Annotated in this window: 23 protein-coding genes and 1 riboswitch; of the genes, 9 read left to right on the forward strand and 14 right to left on the reverse strand. The window is 62.8% G+C overall.

Features of this window, described 5'->3' with window-relative positions:
* Positions 1-6 precede the first annotated feature (6 nt).
* The 3 genes from RAK1035_RS12215 to mraY are packed head-to-tail and all read left to right on the forward strand — an operon-like array spanning position 7 to position 4,003.
* Positions 7-1,488 (forward strand): UDP-N-acetylmuramoyl-L-alanyl-D-glutamate--2,6-diaminopimelate ligase, encoded by a 1,482-nt coding sequence (locus tag RAK1035_RS12215; RefSeq protein ID WP_008280307.1) that lies wholly within the window; start codon positions 7-9, stop codon positions 1,486-1,488.
* Complete coding sequence (locus RAK1035_RS12220) at positions 1,485-2,921, forward strand: UDP-N-acetylmuramoyl-tripeptide--D-alanyl-D-alanine ligase (RefSeq protein ID WP_008280308.1); 1,437 nt, start codon at positions 1,485-1,487, stop codon at positions 2,919-2,921. The genes RAK1035_RS12215 and RAK1035_RS12220 overlap by 4 nt, the downstream gene beginning before the upstream one ends.
* The gene (mraY, locus tag RAK1035_RS12225; protein WP_008280309.1) at positions 2,921-4,003 is read left to right on the forward strand and encodes a phospho-N-acetylmuramoyl-pentapeptide-transferase; all 1,083 of its coding nucleotides are present in this window, start codon (positions 2,921-2,923) and stop codon (positions 4,001-4,003) included. Before RAK1035_RS12220 ends, mraY begins: the two co-directional genes overlap by 1 nt.
* A gap of 11 nt (positions 4,004-4,014) precedes the next feature.
* Here mraY and dtd read toward each other — a convergent pair whose 3' ends face one another.
* From dtd to RAK1035_RS12275, 10 genes are all read right to left on the reverse strand, one after another.
* Complete coding sequence (dtd, locus tag RAK1035_RS12230; RefSeq protein ID WP_008280310.1) at positions 4,015-4,452, reverse strand: D-aminoacyl-tRNA deacylase; 438 nt, start codon at positions 4,450-4,452, stop codon at positions 4,015-4,017.
* Positions 4,453-4,478: 26 nt separating this feature from the next.
* The gene (locus RAK1035_RS12235; RefSeq protein ID WP_008280311.1) at positions 4,479-5,153 is read right to left on the reverse strand and encodes a nitroreductase; all 675 of its coding nucleotides are present in this window, start codon (positions 5,151-5,153) and stop codon (positions 4,479-4,481) included.
* Between the two features lie 116 nt (positions 5,154-5,269).
* Positions 5,270-6,397 (reverse strand): hypothetical protein, encoded by a 1,128-nt coding sequence (locus RAK1035_RS12240; RefSeq protein WP_008280312.1) that lies wholly within the window; start codon positions 6,395-6,397, stop codon positions 5,270-5,272.
* A 5-nt stretch (positions 6,398-6,402) separates the two neighbouring features.
* Positions 6,403-6,825, reverse strand: a complete 423-nt coding sequence (locus RAK1035_RS12245) for a hypothetical protein (protein ID WP_008280313.1) — start codon at positions 6,823-6,825, stop codon at positions 6,403-6,405.
* A gap of 3 nt (positions 6,826-6,828) precedes the next feature.
* A complete protein-coding gene (locus RAK1035_RS12250; protein WP_008280314.1) occupies positions 6,829-7,947 on the reverse strand; it encodes an SPFH domain-containing protein in 1,119 nt (372 codons plus the stop codon).
* A gap of 32 nt (positions 7,948-7,979) precedes the next feature.
* Positions 7,980-8,933, reverse strand: coding sequence for a DUF2927 domain-containing protein (locus tag RAK1035_RS12255; protein ID WP_441346846.1), 954 nt, complete (start codon positions 8,931-8,933; stop codon positions 7,980-7,982).
* Between the two features lie 7 nt (positions 8,934-8,940).
* Positions 8,941-10,140: a toxic anion resistance protein gene (locus RAK1035_RS12260; protein ID WP_008280316.1), complete on the reverse strand. Its 1,200-nt coding sequence runs from the start codon at positions 10,138-10,140 to the stop codon at positions 8,941-8,943.
* Positions 10,141-10,153: 13 nt separating this feature from the next.
* Entirely contained in the window at positions 10,154-11,056 is a 903-nt protein-coding gene (locus tag RAK1035_RS12265; protein ID WP_008280317.1) for a 5-bromo-4-chloroindolyl phosphate hydrolysis family protein, read from the reverse strand.
* 221 nt (positions 11,057-11,277) lie between these two features.
* Complete coding sequence (locus tag RAK1035_RS12270) at positions 11,278-11,670, reverse strand: hypothetical protein (protein ID WP_008280319.1); 393 nt, start codon at positions 11,668-11,670, stop codon at positions 11,278-11,280.
* 4 nt (positions 11,671-11,674) lie between these two features.
* Positions 11,675-12,718, reverse strand: a complete 1,044-nt coding sequence (locus tag RAK1035_RS12275) for an alkane 1-monooxygenase (protein ID WP_037297393.1) — start codon at positions 12,716-12,718, stop codon at positions 11,675-11,677.
* A 184-nt stretch (positions 12,719-12,902) separates the two neighbouring features.
* Between RAK1035_RS12275 and RAK1035_RS12280 the strand changes: the two genes are divergently transcribed.
* The 4 genes from RAK1035_RS12280 (at position 12,903) to RAK1035_RS12295 (ending at position 17,513) form a co-directional block, all read left to right on the forward strand.
* Positions 12,903-14,600: an NAD(P)H-dependent oxidoreductase subunit E gene (locus RAK1035_RS12280; protein WP_198133570.1), complete on the forward strand. Its 1,698-nt coding sequence runs from the start codon at positions 12,903-12,905 to the stop codon at positions 14,598-14,600.
* 69 nt (positions 14,601-14,669) lie between these two features.
* Positions 14,670-15,881, forward strand: a complete 1,212-nt coding sequence (gene ftsY / locus RAK1035_RS12285) for a signal recognition particle-docking protein FtsY (protein WP_008280323.1) — start codon at positions 14,670-14,672, stop codon at positions 15,879-15,881.
* 76 nt (positions 15,882-15,957) lie between these two features.
* Positions 15,958-16,860, forward strand: a complete 903-nt coding sequence (locus RAK1035_RS12290; protein WP_008280324.1) for an EamA family transporter — start codon at positions 15,958-15,960, stop codon at positions 16,858-16,860.
* A gap of 41 nt (positions 16,861-16,901) precedes the next feature.
* Positions 16,902-17,513 carry an inner membrane-spanning protein YciB gene (locus RAK1035_RS12295; protein WP_008280325.1) on the forward strand — a complete coding sequence of 204 codons (612 nt, stop codon included), beginning with the start codon at positions 16,902-16,904 and terminating at the stop codon, positions 17,511-17,513.
* Positions 17,514-17,547: 34 nt separating this feature from the next.
* Here the strand turns inward: RAK1035_RS12295 and RAK1035_RS12300 are convergent, their stop codons facing one another.
* From RAK1035_RS12300 to metZ, 4 genes are all read right to left on the reverse strand, one after another.
* Positions 17,548-17,769 carry a hypothetical protein gene (locus RAK1035_RS12300; protein ID WP_008280326.1) on the reverse strand — a complete coding sequence of 74 codons (222 nt, stop codon included), beginning with the start codon at positions 17,767-17,769 and terminating at the stop codon, positions 17,548-17,550.
* Between the two features lie 122 nt (positions 17,770-17,891).
* Positions 17,892-18,488 (reverse strand): hypothetical protein, encoded by a 597-nt coding sequence (locus RAK1035_RS12305; RefSeq protein ID WP_008280327.1) that lies wholly within the window; start codon positions 18,486-18,488, stop codon positions 17,892-17,894.
* A gap of 167 nt (positions 18,489-18,655) precedes the next feature.
* A complete protein-coding gene (gene folE2, locus RAK1035_RS12310) occupies positions 18,656-19,756 on the reverse strand; it encodes a GTP cyclohydrolase FolE2 (RefSeq protein ID WP_008280328.1) in 1,101 nt (366 codons plus the stop codon).
* Positions 19,757-19,894: 138 nt separating this feature from the next.
* A complete protein-coding gene (metZ, locus tag RAK1035_RS12315; RefSeq protein WP_008280329.1) occupies positions 19,895-21,079 on the reverse strand; it encodes an O-succinylhomoserine sulfhydrylase in 1,185 nt (394 codons plus the stop codon).
* Positions 21,080-21,135: 56 nt separating this feature from the next.
* A riboswitch (SAM riboswitch) is annotated at positions 21,136-21,212 on the reverse strand.
* Between the two features lie 113 nt (positions 21,213-21,325).
* Between metZ and RAK1035_RS12320 the strand changes: the two genes are divergently transcribed.
* Positions 21,326-22,267 carry an alpha/beta hydrolase gene (locus RAK1035_RS12320; RefSeq protein ID WP_008280330.1) on the forward strand — a complete coding sequence of 314 codons (942 nt, stop codon included), beginning with the start codon at positions 21,326-21,328 and terminating at the stop codon, positions 22,265-22,267.
* Between the two features lie 28 nt (positions 22,268-22,295).
* Complete coding sequence (locus RAK1035_RS12325; protein ID WP_008280331.1) at positions 22,296-22,955, forward strand: glutathione S-transferase N-terminal domain-containing protein; 660 nt, start codon at positions 22,296-22,298, stop codon at positions 22,953-22,955.
* The last annotated feature ends 3 nt before the right edge of the window (positions 22,956-22,958 follow it).

Genomic DNA, 22,958 nt, shown 5'->3' on the forward strand with positions numbered 1-22,958 from the left:
AGTGCGGTGGGGCAGATCAAAACATTGGCGGCTTTGGGACTGACAGCCCAAGCCGGGCGTCAAGCCAATATCACAGGGTTGGCGGTGGATAGCCGCGAGGTAAAGCCGGGCTTTCTCTTTGCTGCCTTGCCGGGCACAACGGTGCATGGGGCCGAGTTTATCCAATACGCGCTGCGCCAAGGGGCAGGGGCGATCCTGACGGATGCCACCGGCGCGCGGCTGGCGCAGGATTTCCTGAGCCTCAGCGATGCCGCCCTCGTCGTGGCAGAAGATCCGCGTCAGACGCTGGCCTTTGCGGCCGCTCTTTGGTTCGGCGCGCAGCCGGAAACCATGATCGCCGTGACTGGCACCAACGGCAAGACATCGGTGGCCACCTTTACCCGACAAATCTGGGAGCGGATGGGCCTTGCCGCCGTCAATCTGGGCACAACGGGGGTCGAAGGGGCCTATAGCGCGCCCTTGGGCCATACGACGCCAGAGCCGATCACCCTGCACCGGATGCTGGCCAAATGTGAGGTTGCGGGTGTGACCCATGGCGCGATGGAGGCCTCCTCGCACGGCCTTGCGCAACGGCGTCTCGACGGCGTGCATCTGATGGCGGCGGGATTTACCAATTTCACGCAGGATCACTTGGATTACCACGCCAGCTTTGACGAGTATTTTGCCGCCAAGGCGGGGCTGTTCGCCCGCGTGCTGCCCGAGGATGGCGTGGCGGTGATCAATATCGACGATCCGCGCGGGGCCGAAATGGCGGCCATCGCCACCGAGCGTGGGCAGGACCTGATCACCGTCGGGCGTGCGCCGGGGGCCGATCTGCGCCTCATCGCGCAACGCTTTGACGCAACAGGCCAGGTGCTGCGCTTTGAATGGGAGGATGAGGTCAATCAACTGCGCCTCGATCTTATCGGCGGGTTTCAGGCCGAAAATGTGCTATTGGCGGCAGGGCTTGTGATCGGTGCCGGCGCCGATGCCGAACAGGTGTTCGAGGTTTTGCCGGATATGCGCACCGTGCGTGGGCGCATGCAGCTGGCGGCAACGCGCGACAATGGGGCGGCGGTGTTTGTTGACTACGCCCATACCCCCGATGCCGTGGCGACCGCGATCAAGGCACTGCGCCCGCATGTGATGGGACGGCTTATCGCCATCGTGGGCGCGGGCGGCGACCGCGACCGCGCCAAGCGGCCCTTGATGGGGCAGGCGGCGGCGGCCCATGCCGACCGCGTGATCGTGACCGATGACAATCCCCGCTCTGAGAACCCGGCCAGCATTCGTGCCGCCGTGATGCAGGGCTGCCCCAAGGCCACCGACGTGGGCGACCGCGCCGAGGCGATCCTGCGCGGCGTCGATGCGCTTGGACCGGGCGATGCGCTGCTCATCTGCGGCAAAGGCCATGAGACCGGGCAGATCGTTGGCGACGATGTGCTGCCCTTTAATGATGTGGAACAGGCGAGCATTGCGGTCACGCTGCTTGATGGGGGGCGGGCATGAGCCTTTGGTCAGCAAAAGAAGCGGTAGCCGCGACGCAGGGGCGTAGCACAGCCGACTGGCAGGCGACCGGCGTATCCATTGATACCCGCACCCTCAAACCCGGCGATCTCTTCGTGGCGCTCAACGCGGCCCGCGACGGGCATGAATTTGTGGCGCAGGCGCTGGCCAAGGGGGCTGCGGCGGCGCTGGTGTCGCGCATCCCCGAAGGCCTGCCCGCCGAGGCCCCGCTGTTGATTGTTGAGGATGTGCAAAAGGGGCTTGAGGATCTGGGCCGTGCGGCGCGTGCCCGCTCGGAGGCCCGCGTTGTGGCCGTGACGGGATCGGTTGGCAAAACCTCGACCAAGGAAATGCTGCGCGATGTGTTGGGCCATCAAGGCCGCACCCATGCCGCCGAGGCCAGTTACAACAATCACTGGGGCGTGCCGCTTACGCTGGCGCGGATGCCGGTGGATACAGAGTTTGCCGTGATCGAAATCGGCATGAACCACCCCGGTGAGATTGCCCCTCTGGCGTGTATGGCGCGGCCGCATGTGGCGGTGATCACCACCGTCGCCGCTGCACATCTTGAAGCGTTCGAGAATATCGACGGCATCGCCAAAGAAAAGGCCAGCATTTTTGAAGGGTTAGAGCCGGGGGGCGTGGCGGTGATCAACGCCGACATCGCGACCACGCCCATTTTGCGCGCCAAGGCTGCGCAGCATGCGGCGCGCATCCTCAGCTTTGGCACCGCGCGCGGTGCGCATCACCGCCTGCTCAACGTCGAACTGCATGACCACGTGACCGTGGGCCACGCCCGCGCATGGCGCTCGCCGCTGGTTTACAAGGTGGGCGTGCCGGGGCGGCATTTTGCAATGAACGCGCTGGCCGTTTTGGCGGTGGCGCAGGTGCTGGGCTGTGACCGGGCCGTGGCCATGGCTGATCTGGCCAGTTGGGCCCCCCCCGCCGGGCGCGGCACCCGCGAAGAGCTGGTGCTTGATCTGGCCAGCGACGGGATGAGCATTGACCTGATCGACGATGCGTTCAACGCCAATCCGACCTCTATGGCCGCCGCGCTCGAAGTGCTGGCGGCGGCGCACCCGCGGGATGGTGTGGGCCGCGTGTCGCGCGGGCGCAGGATCGCCATTCTGGGCGACATGCTGGAACTTGGGCCGGATGAGGCCGCAATGCACGCAGGATTGGCTGATCTGCCCTATATGGCGCGGATAAACGAAATCCACTGCGTTGGTCCCCGTATGCGCGCCCTGTGGGATATTCTGCCAGAGGCGCGGCGCGGTCGTTGGGTGGCCAGCGCCGAAGAGCTGGCAGCGCAGGCGCACCGGCTGATCGACGCAGGCGATGTGGTATTGGTAAAGGGTTCCAAGGGCAGCCGGGTGAGCCTTGTGGTCGAGGCGCTGCGGCGCGTGGGCCGGGTGACAGAAGAAGGACAAGTCTAATGCTCTATTGGCTCACCATCTGGTCGGATGGCGGGGATTTCTTCAATCTCTTCCGCTACATCACCTTTCGCGCAGGCGGTGCCTTTATGACGGCGCTGATCTTTGGCTTTCTGTTCGGCGCGCCCCTGATCATGGTCCTGCGCAAGCGCCAAGGCAAAGGCCAGCCCATTCGCAGCGATGGCCCCGAAGGGCATTTTTCCAAGGCGGGCACGCCCACCATGGGGGGCCTGCTGATTGTGGGCGCACTTGTCACCTCGACCCTGCTTTGGGCGCGGCTCGACAATCCTTATGTCTGGCTTGTTCTCTTCGTGACGCTGTCCTTTGCTCTCATCGGATTTGCCGACGACTACGCCAAGGTCAGCAAGCAAAACGTCAAGGGCGTCTCTAGCCGGGTGCGGCTGGGGCTTGGGTTTCTCATCGCGCTCATCGCTGCTTATTGGGCGGGGCTCAATCATCCGTCCGAATTGCAATATCAACTGGCGCTGCCGGTGTTCAAGGATGTGCTGATCAACCTCGGCTTTCTCTTTATCCCCTTTGCGATGTTCGTGATCGTTGGCGCTGCCAATGCGGTCAACCTCACCGATGGTCTTGACGGTCTGGCGATCATGCCGGTGATGATTGCCTCGTCGGCCCTAGGCGTCATCGCCTATACGGTGGGGCGGGTCGATTTCACCGATTATCTCGGGCTGCATTACGTGCCGGGCACGGGTGAAATCCTGATCTTTGTTGCCGGTCTGGTCGGCGGCGGTCTGGGATTTCTATGGTATAACGCCCCGCCTGCCGCTGTGTTCATGGGCGATACCGGCTCGTTGGCCTTGGGCGGCGCGCTGGGGGCGATTGCCGTCGTCACCAAACACGAGCTGGTGCTGGGCATCGTCGGCGGCCTCTTCGTGGTCGAGGCGCTTTCGGTCATCATTCAGGTGCTCTATTTCAAACGCACCGGCAAGCGGGTGTTTCTAATGGCCCCGATCCATCACCACTACGAGAAAAAGGGCTGGGCCGAACCGCAGATCGTCATCCGATTCTGGATCATCGCGCTTATTCTGGCGATGATTGGCTTGGCGACGCTGAAATTGCGCTAAGGGGAGGGCCCTCAGCCCTCCATCCAGATCGTCACCGGCCCGTCATTGACCAAGGATACTTTCATATCCGCCCCGAACTTTCCCAGTTCAGTGGGAATATGATGCTGTGCAAACTGCTTGGCGAAATGCAGATAGAGCTGTTGCCCGGTCTCGGGATCTGCGGCGGTTGAAAACCCGGGCCGATTGCCGCGCGAGGTATCGGCAGCCAGTGTGAACTGGCTGATCACCAGAACGCTGCCGTCGATGTCGGTCAAACAGCGGTTCATCTTGCCTGCCTCATCGGGAAAGATGCGCAGTTTGGCAATCTTGGCCGCCAACCGCTCTGCGTTGTCCTCGGTATCGCCCTGCATGGCACAGACAAGGATCAAAAGGCCCCGCCCGCATTGACCGATGACCTCGCCCTCGACCGCGACAGAGGCCTCGGAAACACGTTGCAAAAGGGCGCGCATTGGGAAACCTCCGGGACTAGCCGCACTCAGCCGCGCAGATCGAGAACCTCGTCCAATCCCGCCCGGCTGGTGCGAAAGGTATTGGTGGGGTGGTCCATATCGGGCAAGCCAAACGAGATCGCGCAGAGGATCAACCGGCTTTCGGGCAGGTCGAAATGCGCGCGGATCATCGGCGCATAGGCCGCGACAGAGGCTTGCGCAATCGTGCCCACCCCCAAGGCCGTCGCCGTCAGCATGAAGGCTGTGACAAACCCGCCCGTGTCCATGGCACCATAGGGGCCAAGGGCCGCCTCGGACTGCACAATCGCCACATGCGGTGCACCAAACAGGTGATAATTCTGCATGGATTGCTCGGCCCGCCCGGCGCGGTCGTTGCGGGCAATCCCTGCCGCCTCATAGAGCTGTAGGCCGCACTCGCGCCGCCGCGCGCCATGTGCGCCGGGATAGCTTTCGGGCCAGGGCAGGTCTGGGCCGGGGTGATCATTCTGCACCGCCGCGAGCAGGGCGTCACGAAAGCGCTCGGTCTCAGCCCCTCGCGTGACGGTCACGCGCCAGGGCTGCGCATTGCACCATGACGGCGCGCGGCCTGCGGCGGTGACGATCTGGAGGATGGTTTCGTCGGACACCGGATCGGGCCGAAATGCGCGACAGGAATGGCGGGCCTGCAACAGCCCCTGTAAAGTTTCAAAATTGTCCGTCATTCCGCGATGTCCTTGCCCGGCCTAGATCCATCAGGCCCATGGCCTTGACCGGGCATCATAGGGCGAGTTTTGCGGCTTATCCATGCCCTGCCCGGCGGTTTTCCGCCAGTTGTGCCTCACAAAACACCCTGCTCCAGAGCGATGAGATAGCCCACTGCCCCTGCGATGAGCGCCCCAAAGACCACGGCAACCGCGATCTTCCAGGCCGACCACGGGCGTTCGCCCTGCACCCGTCCGGTCCGGCCATTAACCACGAAGCGATAGGTCTCGCCCCGATATTTATACGCCGCAAGCCAGACCGGCAGCAGGATATGCTTGAACGTGACGTCGCTGACTTCGGTGTCGATTTCGTGGATCTGCTGGCGGTCGCCGCCGATGTCAAACCGCACATCGCGGGCGATGATCGCATCCATCCGCACGCGCGCCTCGACAAACCCGTGTTCCAATTCGACGCGATAGCCCTCGGCCCGAAACCCGGCAAGGTATTCAGGGCTGTAGGGCACCAGCGCCGCCAGATCCCAAGGCTCCAGCGCCTCGGTAAACCGCTTGGGCAAAGAGGTAGAGGCCAGCACCAGCACATCGTCAAAAAACCGCGCTACCCGCCCCGAGGCGGGGGCCCAGCGGATTTTCGGCACCTGCACCGTCTGGCGCTTGCCATCCCGGACGATCGTCTGACTCTCGTAATAAACCGTGCCACGCGCGCCCCTGTAGGTGGATTTGGTATCGGCGTCAAAGGTCCAGTAGGGCACATAGATGCCCTCCATCCGCCGCCCCTTGCGGGCGTAATCCTGCAGGCCATTGGGCGCGAACCACAGCCGCCCCAGCCAATCGGTCATGGCGCGGCGTGCCGTGGCCTCGTCCAGTGCAAAGGGCAAAAGGGCGCGTGGCTTGATATGGCGGTGCGCACCTGTATCGGTCACAACCGGCGAGGCGCAGAACGGGCATTCGGCGGCATGGGTATCGGCGCCCAGTTCCACCTGCGCACCGCAGCTTGTGCAGGTGGTGCTGCGGACCTCCTCCATCTCTTGCGCGGGCAGTTGATCGCGCAGGGCGCGCTCAAAGTCCAACTCCTTGATCCCGCCTTTCCATGGCCCCCCCGCCACGATGGCATGAATATCGCCGCAATGGTCGCAGATCAGATGGTTTTGCCCCGGATCATAGCGGTAATCGGCACCGCAACTGACACAGGGAAAACGGTGCTGGGTTTCGGTCGTGACAGGCGCGGGGGGCGGGGTATTTTGCATTTGGCTCACAGAATATGATGCACGGCGCGCGGGGTGATGCGGCGCAAGGCCCCGTCCCCCAGCGCCGTGTGCCGCCAGAGATTAAAGGTGGCATGCAGCGCCGTGGCCGCCAAAAGCGCCAAGAGCAGCTTGCGCGCCTCGGGGCCGGGCAACGCATGGCCCATCGCCTCTGCCGCCAGCGCCACCGCCCCCCAAGCCAAAAGCAGGTAGAGCGCGCGATGCAACCACGGGTGCAGGGCGCGCACCGCCCCCGTCAGCTTTGGCCCCGGCCCGCTCATCAGGCCAAACACCAGCGCCAGCGCACACATGCCAAGCGCCGAGGCCGCATAGGCCAGCGATAACCACACTGTCGCCCCGCCATCGCCCAGCACGAACAGCAAAAGCATCAGGTTCAGCCAGTGCAGCGTGATTGTCAGGCTCCGGCGCATGGATCACGCACCCGGCGGCGGTGGCGGCATCACGGTAAAAAGCGTGGCCAGTTCCGTCACATCCTCGGCCCGTTTCCAGCCATCCTGCCCAGCGGTCCAGACATGGCTGTCGCGTGTCAGTTTGCCATCCGTCACCATCCGCCCCATCGAGGCCTTGGAATAGGGGCCATGGGTCTGGCCGTTTTCGGCAATATGCCAGACATGTTCCACGGGTGGCGGCGGTGGGCTTTGGGGCGCGGAGGCGGGGGCAGGGCGCGCGCCCCAAGGCCCCTGATCCGCCATCTGCTGTGCCATGGCCATGCCCATCCCCATGCCCAACCCCGCGCCAATGCCCGCCCCACCGCTTGGGTTCTTGGCGGCGGCGGTCATCGCTTCGGCTGCTGAATACTGGGTAAAGCGGCCCAGATCACCGGCAATCCCCATCGAGGTGCGCTTGTCCAGCGCCGCCTCAACCTCGGGCGGAAGCGAGATATTCTCGATGTAAAACTCGGGGATGCTGAGGCCATATTCGGCCACCACGGCAGAAATCTCACCTGCAACCAGCTTGCCCAGATCGGCGGTATTGGCAGCCATGTCGAGCACCGGGATACCGCTTCCGGCGATGATGCGCGAAAAGGCCTGCACGATGATATTGCGGATCTGGAAACTGATTTCGTCCATGGTGAATTCGCCATCGGTGCCGACAATCTCGCTCAGGAATTTCGCGGCATCCGCCACCCGCACCGTATAAGTGCCAAAGGCGCGGATGCGGGTCGGCCCAAATTCCGGATCACGCAGCATGATCGGATTCTTGGTGCCCCATTTCAGATTGTTGAACCGCGTCGTCGAGATAAAATAAATCTCGGATTTGAAGGGCGATTTAAAGCCGTGATCCCAATGTTGCAGGCTGGTCATCACGGGCATGTTGTTGGTCTCGAGCATATAGAGACCGGGGGTAAAGACATCGGCCAATTGCCCCTCATGGACAAACACCGCCGCCTGCCCCTCGCGCACCGTCAGCTTGGCGCCATATTTGATCTCATGGCCCTCGCGCTCGAACCGCCAGACCATCGTGTCGCGGGTATCATCGGTCCAGTGAATGACGTCGATGAACTGGCCGGAGAGGAAATCGAAGATGGGCATCGGGATACTCCTGTAATCGGATAATCGGGGGATCAGACCGGCCCGCCCGCCCGCGCATCGAGCAAGCGGCGCAGGATGGGGCGGGCCTCGTCGGGGGTCATGCCGGGTTTGAGGTCTGGGTGATACAGCAGCCAGAGCAGTTCTTCATCCTGACTGGTCAGCAGGGCAAATTCGTCGTCATCGTTGAAAATCGACGGGCGCGCGCCGGGGAAATCATCCGCAAGGCCAAGCCCTTGCGCCAATTCCTCATGCACGCAGGATTGGCGCATCAAGGGCGGGTGTTCAGCCCGGATAAGGGCGATCGCGCGGCGATAGACATGATCCTCGCCTTGCCCTGAAAAGGCCACCACGAGACAATGAATGGTGCGCGGCATGTCGCGAAAAATGCCAATGGTGTTTGGCCCGGCCTCGGGCGCAAGCTGACGGATACGGGCAAGCATGGCGTCGCGATCATCTTCGCCCATGAACAGCACATGAAAATTCGCAGCCCCCCCGCCTGCGCTGATCGGGTGGCGGGTGACACGGGCCAGCCGCGCGGCATAATCGGCGACCAGACGGCGATCGTCGGCCTGCTGCGCCTCTGGCACAGAGGCACCGAATTCCACATTCATCCGCACCGGGCCCACCCATTTGCGCAGGCCCCCCGCACGCCCCGAGGACGGGCGATAGCCCGCACCCTGCTGATACTCGTCATAAAACGCGATCCGCTCGAAATTGCGCATCACATCCGTGTCAGTAAAGGGCGTGTCCGGTCCACCGCCGTCGCGCCGCAAAAGCCCACGACTGAGCAAATCGGACTCGACCCTTTGGTAATAGCTGGCCAGCGCAAGACTATTGGCCGAGGGTCCGGGCGCCACCTCGGGCGGGGCAACGATGGGTCGCACTGATGGGCGCGCCGAGGTTGCGGGCGGTGCAGGCGCGTCACATCCCGCCAGCACCATCAGCGCCAGCCCCACTATCCCCCCGCTCGCCCGCAAACCCTGCATGGCCGTTTTAGCCTTTGGGCACGGCGGTGCCTGCCGTGTCGCCCACCCCATCGCGCCGCGCCTTGGCCGAGGCCAGCGTATCCCGCAAATCGGCCTCCATCTTTTTCAACTCTTCTTCGGCCTTAGCCCGCTTGGCCTTGCCTTCGTCGGCGATTTGCAGGCTCTCTTGAATGGTCCCAATCAGATCGGCATTGGCTTGTTTGACGGCCTCGATATCAAACACGCCACGCTCCATTTCCTGCCGGATCATCTTGTTGCTCTCGCGCAGGTTCTTGGCATTGGCGGTCAGCAATTCATTTGTAAGGTCATTGGCATCGCGCACGGCGGCCGCCGCCTCTGCGGAACGCTGGATCGTCACCGCCTGCGCCAGTTGCGTTTCCCACAGCGGAACCGTGTTGACGAGGGTCGAGTTGATCTTGGTCACAAGGCTTTTGTCATTCTCCTGCACCAGCCGGATTGACGGCAAAGATTGCATCGTCACCTGGCGCGTCAGCTTGAGGTCATGCACCCGCCGCTCCAGATCGTCGCGCGCGGCCCGCAGATCGCGGAGTTCCTGCGCCTTCATCACCTGATCATTCTCGGGCGCGGCCTGAACGGCGGCCTCTGCGGCGGGGATGTCGTTGGTGTCGATATCCTTGAGCTTGGCCTCGCCCGCCGCGATGTAAAGCGCCAGCTCATCATAAAACGCGAGTGTCTTTTCATAGAGCATGTCGAGCGACTTGATGTCTTTCAAGAGCGTGTGCTCATGCGCCAAAAGGTCATCGGTGATCTTGTCGATCTGCCCTTGCACCTGCTCGAACCGGGCCGTGAACTTGGCAAAGGGCGCAGCGCGGCCCAGCAGTTTTTCCCACCACGACCGTTCGCGCCGCACATCGAGTTCCGACACCGCAAAGCCGCGAATTGTCGTCACGATCCCGCGCAGGCTATCGCCCGCAGGCCCCACATCCTTGTTGCGCACACCTTGCAGCATCGATTGCGAGATTTCCTGCAATTCCGCCTGCGCGGCAGAGCCGAACGAGACGATGGATTGCGTATCGCCCATGTCGATTTCGGCCATGCGGCGGGTGATCTCGGCGCTTTGCGGCGCGTCGGCTTGATCCAGCGGCACGATGGCATTGGCCTCTGAGGGTACGGGCAGAACCGCGCGGCTCACGGCCTCGACATCCTTCAGTACGGCTTCGGCCTTTTGACGGGTGGTCTCTGACATGGGTTTCGTCCTCTTACGCTAAATCTTTGGTTTCAAGGTGAACGCCCTCGCGCTCCAGCCGGTCACGCAACACGTCGATCTCGATATCAAGATCGGTGCTGCTATCCTGCATCAGCGCGCGGGTTTTGGCGGTGAAATTCTGCTCAAGATCGCCCAAGAGCGCGAGATATTTGTCGCGTGCGGCGGGGTTGGGGGCACGGGCGTGCAGATCGGCAAACTTGACCGTCGCATCGCGCGCGCCCATCAGATAAACGCCCAGATATTTGCGCGCTGCCGTCAGATCGCGCGGGTCATCCTCGACCGTGCGCAGCATATCGCGCACCGTGATCTGAAACCGCTCCAACCGGGTTTCTGCCTGCCGGTCGCCCGCGCGTTTCAGCGCCTCGGTCATGCCGCGCAGATAATCTTCGGCCTGATCAACGACGCGGGCGACGCGATCGGTCTGAAAACTGTCGACGCCCTCCATCCCCTTGTCCTTGAGCGGATCAAGGCCAAAGGCAAAACTGTGCAGCACAGCCCCCAGCGTGGCATAGATCAGCGGCTCCATGACGCCGCCGCCACTGGCATAACCGGCAAGGCCAAGGCCAAGACCTGTCAGCCCCGAGGCAAAAATCTTGCGTGGAATGGCCGGACGCCGCGCGATCTTGCGCGCCTCATAGGCCTCTTGCGCCAGAATTCCCTCACGGGTGAGCCATGCCGCCAAGAGAAGCGTGCCGAGCGCTGCAAGGTTGAGCGCCAGTTCAACAGGGCCCGCGCCAAAGGCCCGCGCCGCCAATGGCAGGGGCGCAAAGAACAAAAGGTTCACGCGCCCGCCCGCTCGCGTCCGCCGCGCGCCACGAAACGCGCCATGGTCTGGCACGGGCGCGCCCTTGTCCGCGCCATCGGGGCTGTATTTGCCGCCAAACCGCTGCGCCATCACACGCCCCCTGTCGCGGCGACAAAGAGGATCAGCGCCACCAATAGCAGGAACGCCAGCTTCTGAAGTCCCGTGTCACTCATGGCGCCCCCGCAGCCGGTTTCCATACGTCTTGGTAGAACTTAGGCGATGGGGGTCCGGCTTTCTAGGGGGAAGATTTTCTAGGGTTGCGCAGGCAGAGGGCGGGGATTTGAGTATTTGAACCATAAAGAAGCCAAGGCTCACACCCCGATCTTTGGCCCCAGACACATCAGCGGTGCCTCAGACCGCCTGACCTCGTAAAGCTCTGACAGGCTTTCGTCCCCCGCGAACCGGGCGATCAGCCCCTTATCGGTGCGCTCAAAGCTCCAGCATTGCGGCTCGGGGCGGTTGTCATAGACAAAGCAGATCAATCCGCGTTCTTCATACCAATGCCCGTCCTGACACTCGCCATCCAGAAAGGACCAGCGCACGCGCCGGTCGGGCAGATATTCCTCGCCGCCATAGGGCGCGCCACCGGCACCATAGTAAAAGGTCTGGCCGCGGGTATAGGCATCGAATTCTGCTGCCGTCATCTGCGCCACAGCCGGGGCCGCGACAGCAAAGAAAAGACTGAAGAGAAGCAAGACACGCATGCGCTTAACCTGCCAGATCGGGTGCTGCCCCGCCAGAGGTTTTGCGCCAACGTGCGGCGCGCGGGTCCATGATGCGCCGCCAAAGCGGTGGGACAAGCGCCAGCACGGCCATCACCGGCAAGGACTGCGGCAGAACCGGCATGGTGGCGCTGTCAAGTTGCAGCGCCGGATAGGGGCGTTGCGGCGTGACGTGGTGATCGGAATGGCGCGGCGCGTTCAGCGTCATTGCGGCAGACATCACGTGCGGCGCGTTCCAGGAATGCTGCGGGCCAACCGGTTCAAGCCGCCCATCCTGGCGCTGTGCCCGGCGCAGGCCATAGTGCTGCACATAATCCGAAAGCAGGATCTGCACCTGCGCATAGCCCGCGATAAAGAACAGCGCCGCCACCCCGGCCGCCCCAAGGCTGAGCGCGGTTGCACTCACAAGCGCCCCGGCCCCGCCCAGATAGATCAGATAGGGATGCTGCCAGAGCGGTCGATCCGCGTGACGCCGCGATTCGGCCTTTAATCCCGCCTGAAAGGCCCCCGGCCAGGCGCGCAGGGCGTAGCGGTAAAACCCTTCACCGGGCCGCGCGCTGCTGGGGTCTTCCGGGCTTGCGACATGCACGTGATGCACCCGCAAATGCGCGCTGACATGGTGACCAAACAGCAGCGACGTATAGATCAGCCGCCCCAGCCACCGCTTGGCGCGGGCAGGGCGATGGATCAACTCATGCGCCACCGGATGCGAAATCTGGCCCATACTCAGCCCTGCACTCAAAGCCACAAGGGCACGCTCTGTGCCACTCAGATCATGGCCCCCCGCCACCGCCCAGATCGCCAGTGCCAGCACCACGAAATGCCCCAGCCCCAGCCCCACCAACACCGCATCGGCGGCGGGAAACTCGGCCTCCGGGTGAGTATTGCCGTCCGCGGCAATCACCCGGTCCAGCGTGAACACCAGCACTGTGATCGTCCCCAAAGCCAAAACGCCCCACACCCCGCCCCACAGAGCGGCGAGCGCGGTCAGGATCAGGGGCAGGCTTGCGGCAATCGAAAAAAGCGGCATGAGCGGTCCAAGTTTTCCCGCAGTGTAAACCGGGGCAGGGGCCGCGCACAGGGTTTCCTTGCCGCACCCCATCGCAATTCAGGGGCCAATCAACGCGAATGGTGGTGCAAATGTCGTTTTTGAGGGCTCTACCCCCATCCCGGCCCGCTAGGTTCGGTCGCAACAGGGAAAGAGGATGATCGCAATGGCATTGGATGATCGCAAAGGCGTCTGGAAATCCGGGGATGGCAAGGGCCGTCGCACCACCAAGGGACGCCAACTTGAAGATGGCGCTTGGGCCGAGGTTCAGGCGCTCTTGGGCGAGGGGCCGCGCCGCCGCGACCTTTTGATCGAATATCTGCACCGTATTCAGGATAAATTCGGCCATCTCTCGGCGGCCCATCTGCGCGCGCTCGCCGAAGAGCTGCGCCTGTCGCAGGCCGAAGTCTATGAGGTGGCCAGCTTTTACGCGCATTTCGACGTGGTCCGCGAAGGCGAGACCCCGCCGCCCGCGCTCACCATCCGCGTCTGCGATTCGCTGAGCTGCGAGCTGGCAGGCGCGCAGGCGCTGAAATCCGCGTTGGAGCAGGGCACCGATCCCATGCAGGTCCGCATCCTGCGCGCGCCCTGCATGGGGCGTTGTGATACGGCCCCGGTGGTGGAACTGGGCCATCATCACATCGACCACGCCACACCCGAAAGCGTCTTGGCTGCCGTCGCCGCAGGCGACACGCACGCCCACGTGCCCGCCTATGAGGCGCTCGATGCCTATCGCACCGCTGGCGGCTATGCCACGCTGGCCGATCTGCGCGCGACACGAAATGCCGATGCCGAATTCGAGCGCGTGCAGCAAACCCTGCTGGATGCGGGTCTGCGCGGCCTTGGCGGTGCGGGCTTCCCCTCGGGGCGCAAATGGGGCTTTGTGCGCGCCGAACCCGGCCCGCGCTATCTGGCTGTCAATGGCGACGAAGGCGAGCCGGGCACCTTCAAGGACCGCTATTACCTCGAGCGCACGCCGCACCTCTTCCTTGAGGGCATGCTGATCGCCGCTTGGGCGGTCGAGGCAGAGCGCTGCTTTATCTACATGCGCGATGAATATCCCGCTGTGCTCGATATCCTCGCCACCGAGATTGCGGCACTGGAAGCCGCAGATCTCATCAAGCCCGGCTATGTCGAGCTGCGTCGCGGCGCCGGTGCCTATATCTGCGGCGAAGAAAGCGCGATGATCGAATCAATCGAGGGCAAGCGTGGGCTGCCGCGCCACCGCCCGCCATTCGTGGCGCAGGTGGGGATTTTCAACCGCCCCACGCTGGTCAATAACGTCGAAACGCTGCTTTGGGTCACGCGCATCCTGCGCGAGGGGCCGGAAATCCTGAATACGGTCGAGCTGAATGGCCGCAAGGGGCTTCGCTCTTACTCCGTATCGGGGCGCGTGAAAAACCCCGGTGTCCACCTCCTGCCCGCAGGCTCCACCATCACCGACATTATTGCGGCGGCGGGGGGCATGCTTGATGGGCATACGTTCAAGGCCTATCAGCCCGGCGGTCCGTCCTCCGGCCTTCTGCCGGCGTCGATGCATGACGTTCCGCTCGATTTCGACACTCTGCAACCGCATGGCACCTTTATCGGGTCGGCGGCTGTGGTGGTGCTCTCGGATCACGACCGGGCGCGTGACGCGGCACTCAACATGCTGCGCTTCTTCGAGGACGAAAGCTGTGGGCAATGCACCCCCTGCCGGGTGGGCTGTGAAAAGGCGGTCAAGCTGATGCAGGCCGACACTTGGGATCAGCCGCTCCTGACAGAGCTGTGCACCGCCATGTCCGATGCCAGCATCTGCGGTCTCGGTCAGGCCGCGCCCAATCCCATCCGTCTGACGATGAAGCATTTCGCCGACGAGATCTGAGCCATGCACAGGCTTCCATCTCCCTCCGATCCGCATTAGGTCAGGATTGACACGCGGATCGGAGGGCGCATGGCGTTTTTCTCGAAACTCAAGGAACGGCTGTTCAAATCCTCTTCCAAGCTCGAAGAGGGTCTGGAGGCGATTGTCGACGAAGGGCGCGCCGACGAGAGCGCCCAAGAGAGCACGCCCGACAGAACACCCCAAACACCACCCCAAACACCACCAGAGACCCCGCCTTCGGTCCCGCCGCCCCCGTCAGAGGTGCCAGCCCCTACGCCGCAAGAGGCCCCTGTGGCCCCCGCGCCGCAAGAGGTGCCTGCGCCCCCGACCGAAGGAACCGCTCCGCCCCCCCCTCCCGAACTGCCGCAGGATTTGCCCGCCGCTGCCCCGCGTTCCGGCATCCTTGGCCGTTTACTTGGCCGCACCGCGCCTGACAGCGCCCCGCGCCGCGTGCTCGACGACGCGATGCTTGAAAGCCTTGAGGAATTGCTGATCGCGGCAGATATGGGCGTAGACACGGCGCTGCGCGTGACCGCCAATATGGCCGAGGGGCGCATGGGCAAACGCCTTTCGACCCAAGAGATCAAGGAACTTTTGGCGCAGGAAATCGCCCGCATCATGGAACCCGTGGCGCGGCCTATGCCGATCTATGCCAAACGTCCGCAGGTGGTGCTGGTTGTGGGCGTCAACGGCTCGGGCAAGACCACAACCATCGGCAAGCTCGCGGCCCAGTTCAAGGGGGCAGGCAAATCCGTGGTGATCGCCGCCGGGGATACGTTTCGCGCCGCCGCTGTCGAACAGTTGCAGGTCTGGGGGCAGCGCGCCGGTGTGCCAGTGATGACCGCGCCCGAAGGCTCGGACCCTGCCAGCCTTGCCTTTGACGCCATGACCCGCGCCGAGGCCGAGGGAGCGGACCTCTTGATGATCGACACTGCCGGGCGCTTGCAGAACCGCGCGGACCTGATGGAAGAGCTGGCCAAGATCGTGCGCGTCATCCGCAAGAAAGATCCCTCAGCGCCGCATAACACCCTTCTGGTTCTCGATGCCACCACGGGGCAAAACGCCCTGAGCCAGGTTGCAACCTTCCAGAAACTCGCCGATGTCTCGGGCCTTGTGATGACCAAGCTCGATGGCACCGCGCGTGGCGGTGTGCTGGTGGCGCTGGCGGATAAATTTGGCCTGCCGATCCATGCCATCGGCGTGGGCGAACAGATCGACGATCTGGCCCCCTTCGATCCGCAAGATTTCGCCGCCGCCCTTACCGGGCTTGAGGGGAAATGATCGGTTGCGCCTTTCATCTGGCGTCAAATACCTCGGGGGGTTTGGGGGGCTGGCCCCCCAAGGCCATTGCCTCTGAATGAGCGCTTGGCTGATTTCGCTCGAGGGCACCGAGGCGGGGCATCAACTTGCCATGGCCCTTGCCCTCTTGGCGGCGCTCTTGCATGCAATCTTTGGGGCGTTGCAAAAGGGGCGGCACGATCCTTGGCTCAGCCGCGGGGTGATAGATGCGAGCTATGCCACCATGGCCGCACCCTTTGCCCTCTTCGTCGTGCCCTGGCCCGAGGCGCATATGTGGCCCATCTTTGCCGGCGCTGTGGTGATCCATATCGGCTATAAGGTGTTGCAGGCCATGGCCTATACGCGCGGTGCCTATACCGTGGTCTACCCCGTGGTGCGTGGCACCGGGCCGCTGTTCACCGTGATCGGAGCCTATGCGATTTTCGGAGAAGTGTTCACGCCGGTGCAATGGCTGGGGGTGGGCGTGCTTCTGTGCGGTATCTACGGGCTTGCGGTCTATAATCTGCGCACGCTCACGCTCAACCGCGATACCATGCCGCTGGCGCTGGGTCTGGCGGTGGCAACGGGGCTCTTTGTGGCGCTTTACACCACCTATGACGCCTACGGCATCCGCGCCACCGCAGATCCCTTTACGTTTCTCGCGTGGTTTTTCTTTCTCGATGGGCTGACGATCCCGCCTTTCGCCTATCTGCGCTGGCGCAACATGCCAGAGCGGCCCGCCGTCGGCCCCTTGATGCTGCGCGGGGTCACGGGCGGGGTGGTCGCGTTCTTCTCCTTCGGCTCGATCATGCTGGCCACCCGCCTTGACAAGGTAGGCGAGGCGGCGGTGCTGCGCGAGACATCCACAGTTTTTGCCGCCCTCATTGGCTGGCTTGTGCTCAAGGAAACGGTGGGGCCGCGACGAATTGCGCTCATGTCCTTGATCGCGGCCGGGGCGGTCATAGTTGAGATTGGCGGCTGAATGCGCCACAAGCAGCCTAAGCGATAAGGAAACCTGAGACTATGGATGACACGCAGCCACCCAAATGGGCCAAGCCGATTCTGGAATTCGGCCCCGTGCTGGGCTTTTTCGCCGCCTATCTCTGGCTCAAGGATCGGGTCTTTACCATCGGCGGCACCGAATATGAGGGTTTTATCGTCGTCACTGCCGGATTCATCCCGGTATTTCTGATCTCGATGGGCCTTTTGTGGCGGCTTACCGGTCATCTCAGCCGGATGCAGGTGGTCACGGCAGTTCTTATCGTGGTCTTTGGCGGGCTCAGCGTCTGGTTCAACGATCCCCGTTTCTTCAAGATGAAGCCGACGATGATCTATCTGCTGTTTGGCGGTGTGCTGGGATACGGCCTGATGCGTGGGCGCTCGTATCTGCAATATGTCATGGATGGGGTGATGCCCCTGACCGATGCGGGGTGGATGATTCTCACCCGGCGCTTGATGCTGTTCTTCTTCGGTCTCGCTCTGCTGAACGAGGCGATCTGGCGCACCCAGACAGAAGAAATCTGGGTCTATTTCAAGACTTTCGGTCTGACGGCTGCGATCTTTGTGTTCTTTATGGCGCAAGGGGCCCTGTTTCGCGATCATTCGACCGAAGAAACAGACACCAAAGGCACCTGACAGGGCGGGCTATCATGCCCGCCCCCCTGTCGTCTTAAGCGTAGAACAGGTCCTTGAAGACGTGATAGACGATGTCTTCGCGGCGCAGCCCCATTCGGGCCAATTCCGCGTCGGATTTCGCCTCTAGCGCTTCGATCCGATTGCGTCGCGCGGTGACAGAGGCCTGTTTTTCCAGCCCACGCACCAGTGCCGCGACAAAGCGTTTCCACCCCTCGCGCAGAGGAGAAGCAGACACATTCGTTGTAATATTAGCCATTGGAAACCTCACTTTACGTGGTTTGGTTTCCTCCCTGCACCCTAGATAGGTCAGTCAGATTGACGTGACCAGCGCGGAAATGGAATGGCCGGGTTGCAGGTTCTGCATCCCGGCCTTGTATCTTACTTCGCCTTGGCCTTGGGTGTGCCTTGCGGCATCGCCGGGGGCGGTGAGGGCTGACGCTTGGGCGCGCCTGCGTCAACCGGGATCACACGCGCAGTGGGTTGCGAAGTGGTCTGTGCCGCGGTTGGTGCCGCGCTTGTCGCGGGTGCTACCGGCTTTGGTGCGAGGGCCGCCTCAGCCACGGGTGCGGGCTTGGGCGCGGCCATTGGCACTGGTTGCACGGCAGGCTTCACCTCGGTCAGCGGGGCGGGTTTTGCAGCAACGGCAGGGGCCGCAGGTGCTGCGACCTGCTGCACGGGGGGTGTCACCGGGGCAGCAGCTTTGGCCGGTGTGGCCGGGGCGACCGGGGCCACAGCGGCGCGCGCGGCACGGCGCGGTTTGGCGTTGGCATCCGCCACCTTCGGCTTAGGCGCCGCCTTCGTCTTGACTGGCGTCGCTGGCACAGCCGCCTTTGCCGTCAGGCTGCGCGACCAGATCCCTGTTTTCAGAAACGCCTCGCAATAAACCTGCGCCACGCGCAACTGGTTTTCGACCATAAATCCGGTCAACCGGATTCCGGCGGCGGACAGTTTCAGCGGAATTTCGGGTGAAAGCATGAGTTCGTCCTTTTCAGCAGGTGCGCGCTTACGTTTAACGCAAGCGGATCACAAGAATATAACGCGCGCCACGCTGCGTTGCAGCAATTTGACCATAGGTCAAACGACTTTCGCAGCGTTACGCGGATTCCTGCTTAATATTTGGCCATTTTGCCGATTTTCCGGGCTTAGCGCCCATGAATCAGGGTCTGGAACAACCGGGGATCAAGGCTCTGCGCCGCAAAGGTCTCTCCTTCAGTCAAAACGCTGACCGCGTCATGGCTGTGCAGGCTTTCTTGATGGCTGGCCACGACGCGAAAATCACCAATGCGCGGGTCGGCCAGCAGCTGCTCGCAAAAGAGCCGCGCGGCATCCTCGACAAAGATCGGGTTGGCGGCGTTCAACTCAGCAAAGGCCTGTTCATCCTCGCGCTTGACCATGACTTGCGTCTCGGTGGGCACCGCGCGCCGCGCCAACTCGATCAGGTCCTCGAACCACAGGCAATCGTCCTCGACCAGTTCCACCGAAATCCGCGCAACAGAGCGCTGCGAATGCGGTGTGGCCAGTTGTCCGCGCGCGGACCGTGCATGTTCGCTCAATTCCAGCGAACAGGGGCAGGTTGACGAATAGACGTAATCGAGATGCATGAACTTGCGCGTGACGCCGGCGTTCTTCACCAACTCCATCGCAATGTCATAATATTGGTAGCCTTCCAGCCCCGACCGCAGCGACCGCACCCGCGCCGGATAAGACAGACGCATCTGCAACCGCGCATCGACCGAGTCGAGGTCGGTGATGTAATCCGAAAGTGCGGCCTCCATCACATCGGCGCTGAATGTCTTTTCCGCGTGCTTGTAAAAGCTGCGCATGATCCGGGACATGTTGATGCCCTTCTTGCCCGCATCAAGACTGACCGTGCCCGTGACCGAGGTCTCAAGCGTCAGATCGCCATTCTCACGGGTATGATAGCGGATCGGCAGACGGAAATTGGAAATGCCCACATGCTGCAACTGTTGCCGCGTGCCCCGAATAAGCGAGGCCGGACCATTCTGCAGGTCGGGCAGGCTTGCCAGATAGGCGGCACTCGTCGCAAAGCTCTCGGGATATTCCCGCGCCAGCAGCGGATAATTCGCCACCTCGCCCGAGGGTAAAAGCCGGGCAATCGCCGGATCAAGATCGGCCACTTCTTCTGGCGACGCGGCGCGCGCCCAAGACCGCAGCAGCGCCAGCGCTTCTTTGGCCTCGTCCCGGTCCGGTGCAGGCTTCATCTCAGACGGATGCACATTCATCGCAAAACTTCCCTATCCGCTCTGCCAAACCCTTACATACAGGGTTTCCGCAGGAATTGCCATTATCGTAGGGATTTACGTCAAATGCGGCAAAGCGGATCATTCAAACCCCGGAAATTACTGAAAAACCTCTCAGCCTCAGAATGCTGCCTCCAGCGCGTTCTGAATGTCGCGGATCAGGTCGCCGCAATCCTCCAGCCCCACGCTTAGCCGCACCAGCCCCGGCGTGATGCCAAGCGCCGCCTTCTGCGCGGCGGGCAGGCGTTGATGGGTGGTGGTGGCGGGATGGGTTACGATGGATTTCGCATCCCCCAGATTGTTCGAGATCACCACAATTTCCAGCGCATTGAGAAAGCGGAACGCCGCCTCTTGACCGCCCTTGAGATCGAGCGCCAGAACCGTGCCACCTTCGCCCATCTGCGCGCGCACCAGATCGTGCTGCGGATGGCTGCTCAGCCCCGGATAAATCACCCGCGCCAGCCGCGCATCGCCGTGCAACGCCTCGGCAATCGCCTGCGCACTCGCAGTCTGCGCCCGCACCCGCAGATCAATGGTCTCAAGCCCCTTGAGCATGACCCAAGCGGTAAAGGGCGACATCGAGCCGCCGGTATGTTTCATATAGGGTTCAACGGTGCCACGGATGAAATCGCGCGTGCCAAGGATAACCCCGCCCAGCGTGCGGCCTTGGCCGTCGATATGTTTGGTCGCCGAATAGATCACCACATCCGCGCCCTGTTCAATCGCGCGCGAAAATACCGGTGTGGCAAACACATTATCCACCAGCACGAGCGCCCCCGCTGCATGCGCCAACTCTGCCACGCTGCGAATATCGACCACGTCGAGCGTCGGGTTTGAAATCGTCTCAAAGAAGACGGCCTTGGTGCCGGGCCGGATCGCCGCACGCCACTGCTCCAGATCGGTGCCATCGACGAATGTCACCTCGACCCCGAACCGGGTCAGGATTTCTTCGAGCACATAAAGACAAGAGCCAAAGAGCGCCCGCGCCGAGACCACGTGATCCCCCGCCCGCAGCAGGGATGTCAGCGCCCCCGAGACTGCCGCCATGCCGCTTGCTGTGGCAAAGGCATCCTCGGCCCCCTCAAGGGCGGCAATCCGGTCCTCGAACATCGCGACGGTGGGGTTGCCATAGCGGGCATAGATGAACTCATCCGCGCCCGCCTTGATGAACCGCGCCTCTGCCGCCTCGGCGCTGTCATAGACAAACCCTTGGGTGAGGAAAATCGCCTCGCTCACCTCGTTATACTGGCTGCGCCGCGTGCCGCCATGCACCAGTTTGGTCCGTTTTTGCCAAGTCTCGCTCATATCCAACCTCCGGGCCGCCTGCCCACGAAAAAAGCCCCGACGCGGTCAAGCGAAAGGGGCCTTTCATCCTGACCTTTTAGCGGTTTGTTTAACGTGGCCCGCAATCCGGTAACAAATCGCCACGGTTGCGACTTACTCCCGCGCGCGCGGATCGTCAACTCTGTCACGCAGGTTTCACGCAAGCGTCACCAAAGCGACGTCTGCACCGCGTAGCTCTCAACCACAACATCTGGTGGGGTGAGGGACATGCCGCTGATCCATGTGAATACGGGGCCAACCGGCCCGGTGCTGCATGACGGGGCCGGTGATCCGGCGCTGGCGCTTCCCGGCCTGCTGCGGGGCAGGGGGCCCGTGATCCTGATGGTCCACGGGTTCAAATACGCGCCCCACCATGCCACCGAATGTCCGCATGATCACATTTTCTCTCTGGCGCCGGAACGCAGGTGTTTCAAGGTGCGCAGTTGGCCCGCCGGGCTTGGCTTTGGCACCGGCGCAGTAGACGAGGGGCTGGGCATCGGGTTTGGCTGGCCTGCGCGCGGCAACATCTGGCGCGCCTATGCCGAGGCGGCCAAGGCGGGGGCGCAATTGGCGCAACTGATCACCATGATTCGGGCTGTCCGCCCGGATCGCCCGATCCACGCGGTCGCGCATTCGCTGGGCGCGCGCGTGGTTCTTTCGGCGCTGGCACATCTGCCCAAGGGCGCCCTGCGCCGGCTGATCCTTTTGGCCGGTGCCGAATTCGGTCAGCGCGCCGCCGCAGCGCTCGATACCCCGGCGGGACGCGGCGTCGAGCTGATCAATATCACCAGCCGTGAGAATGATTTTTACGATTTCCTCCTCGAATGCCTGATCCCGGCCCCCCGGCGCGGCGACCGCAGCCTTGGGCTGGCGCTGCCCGCTGGACCCAATGTGCTCAACCTTCAAATGGATCATCCCGGCACGCTTGCGGTGCTGGCGCGTCTGGGCTTTGCCATCGCACCGCCCGCCGCGCGCATCTGTCACTGGTCGCCCTACACGCGCCCCGGTGTCTTTACGCTCTACAGCAGCCTTCTGCGCCGGGGCCCTGATCTGCCGCTCTGCGCATTCCGGGCGGCGCTGCCTTGCGTACCCGAGCCGCGTTGGTCGCGCCTCTTGACCCTGCCAGAGCTACGCCTGCCCTTGCCAATGGGCCGTAAACCGTCATTCTGAGCGCGACCCATGCTCAGGAGCCTGCCCCATGCCTGCCCCGATTGATCTCTATTATTGGCCCACACCGAATGGCTGGAAAATATCCATCGCCCTCGAAGAAATGGGCCTGCCCTATCGCTGCCACCTGATCGACATTGGCGCAGGCGATCAACATGCCCCCGACTATCTGAAAATCTCGCCCAACAACCGCATCCCCGCCATCACCGACCCCGAGGGGCCGGACGGCGCGCCGATCCACATCTTTGAATCCGGGGCGATCCTGCAATATCTGGCGCGCAAGACCGGGCAGTTCTATGGCAATACCGCGCGCGATCATATCGCGGTCGATCAGTGGCTCATGTGGCAGATGGGCGGTGTTGGCCCCATGGCTGGCCAAGCGCATCATTTCCTCAAATACGCACCCCAAGACATCCCCTATGCCAAGGATCGCTACCGCTCTGAGGTGGGCCGCCTCTACGGCGTGCTCGACCGGCAATTGGCGCAATCTAAATTTGTCGCGGGCGATTTCTATTCCATCGCCGATATGGCGCTCTGGGGGTGGTGTTCACTGTGGGAGGGGCAGCAACAAACGCTAGAGGATAAACCGCATTTCGCGCGCTGGCTCGACACTTTGGGTGCGCGGGACGGGGTGCAACGGGGCCGCGCGCTTCACGCTGACAAACGTCGCGATCCAACCGCACGGAAATAGCGG

It is taken from the genome of Roseovarius sp. AK1035, from assembly GCF_003288315.1.
Lineage (GTDB): Bacteria > Pseudomonadota > Alphaproteobacteria > Rhodobacterales > Rhodobacteraceae > Roseovarius > Roseovarius mucosus_A.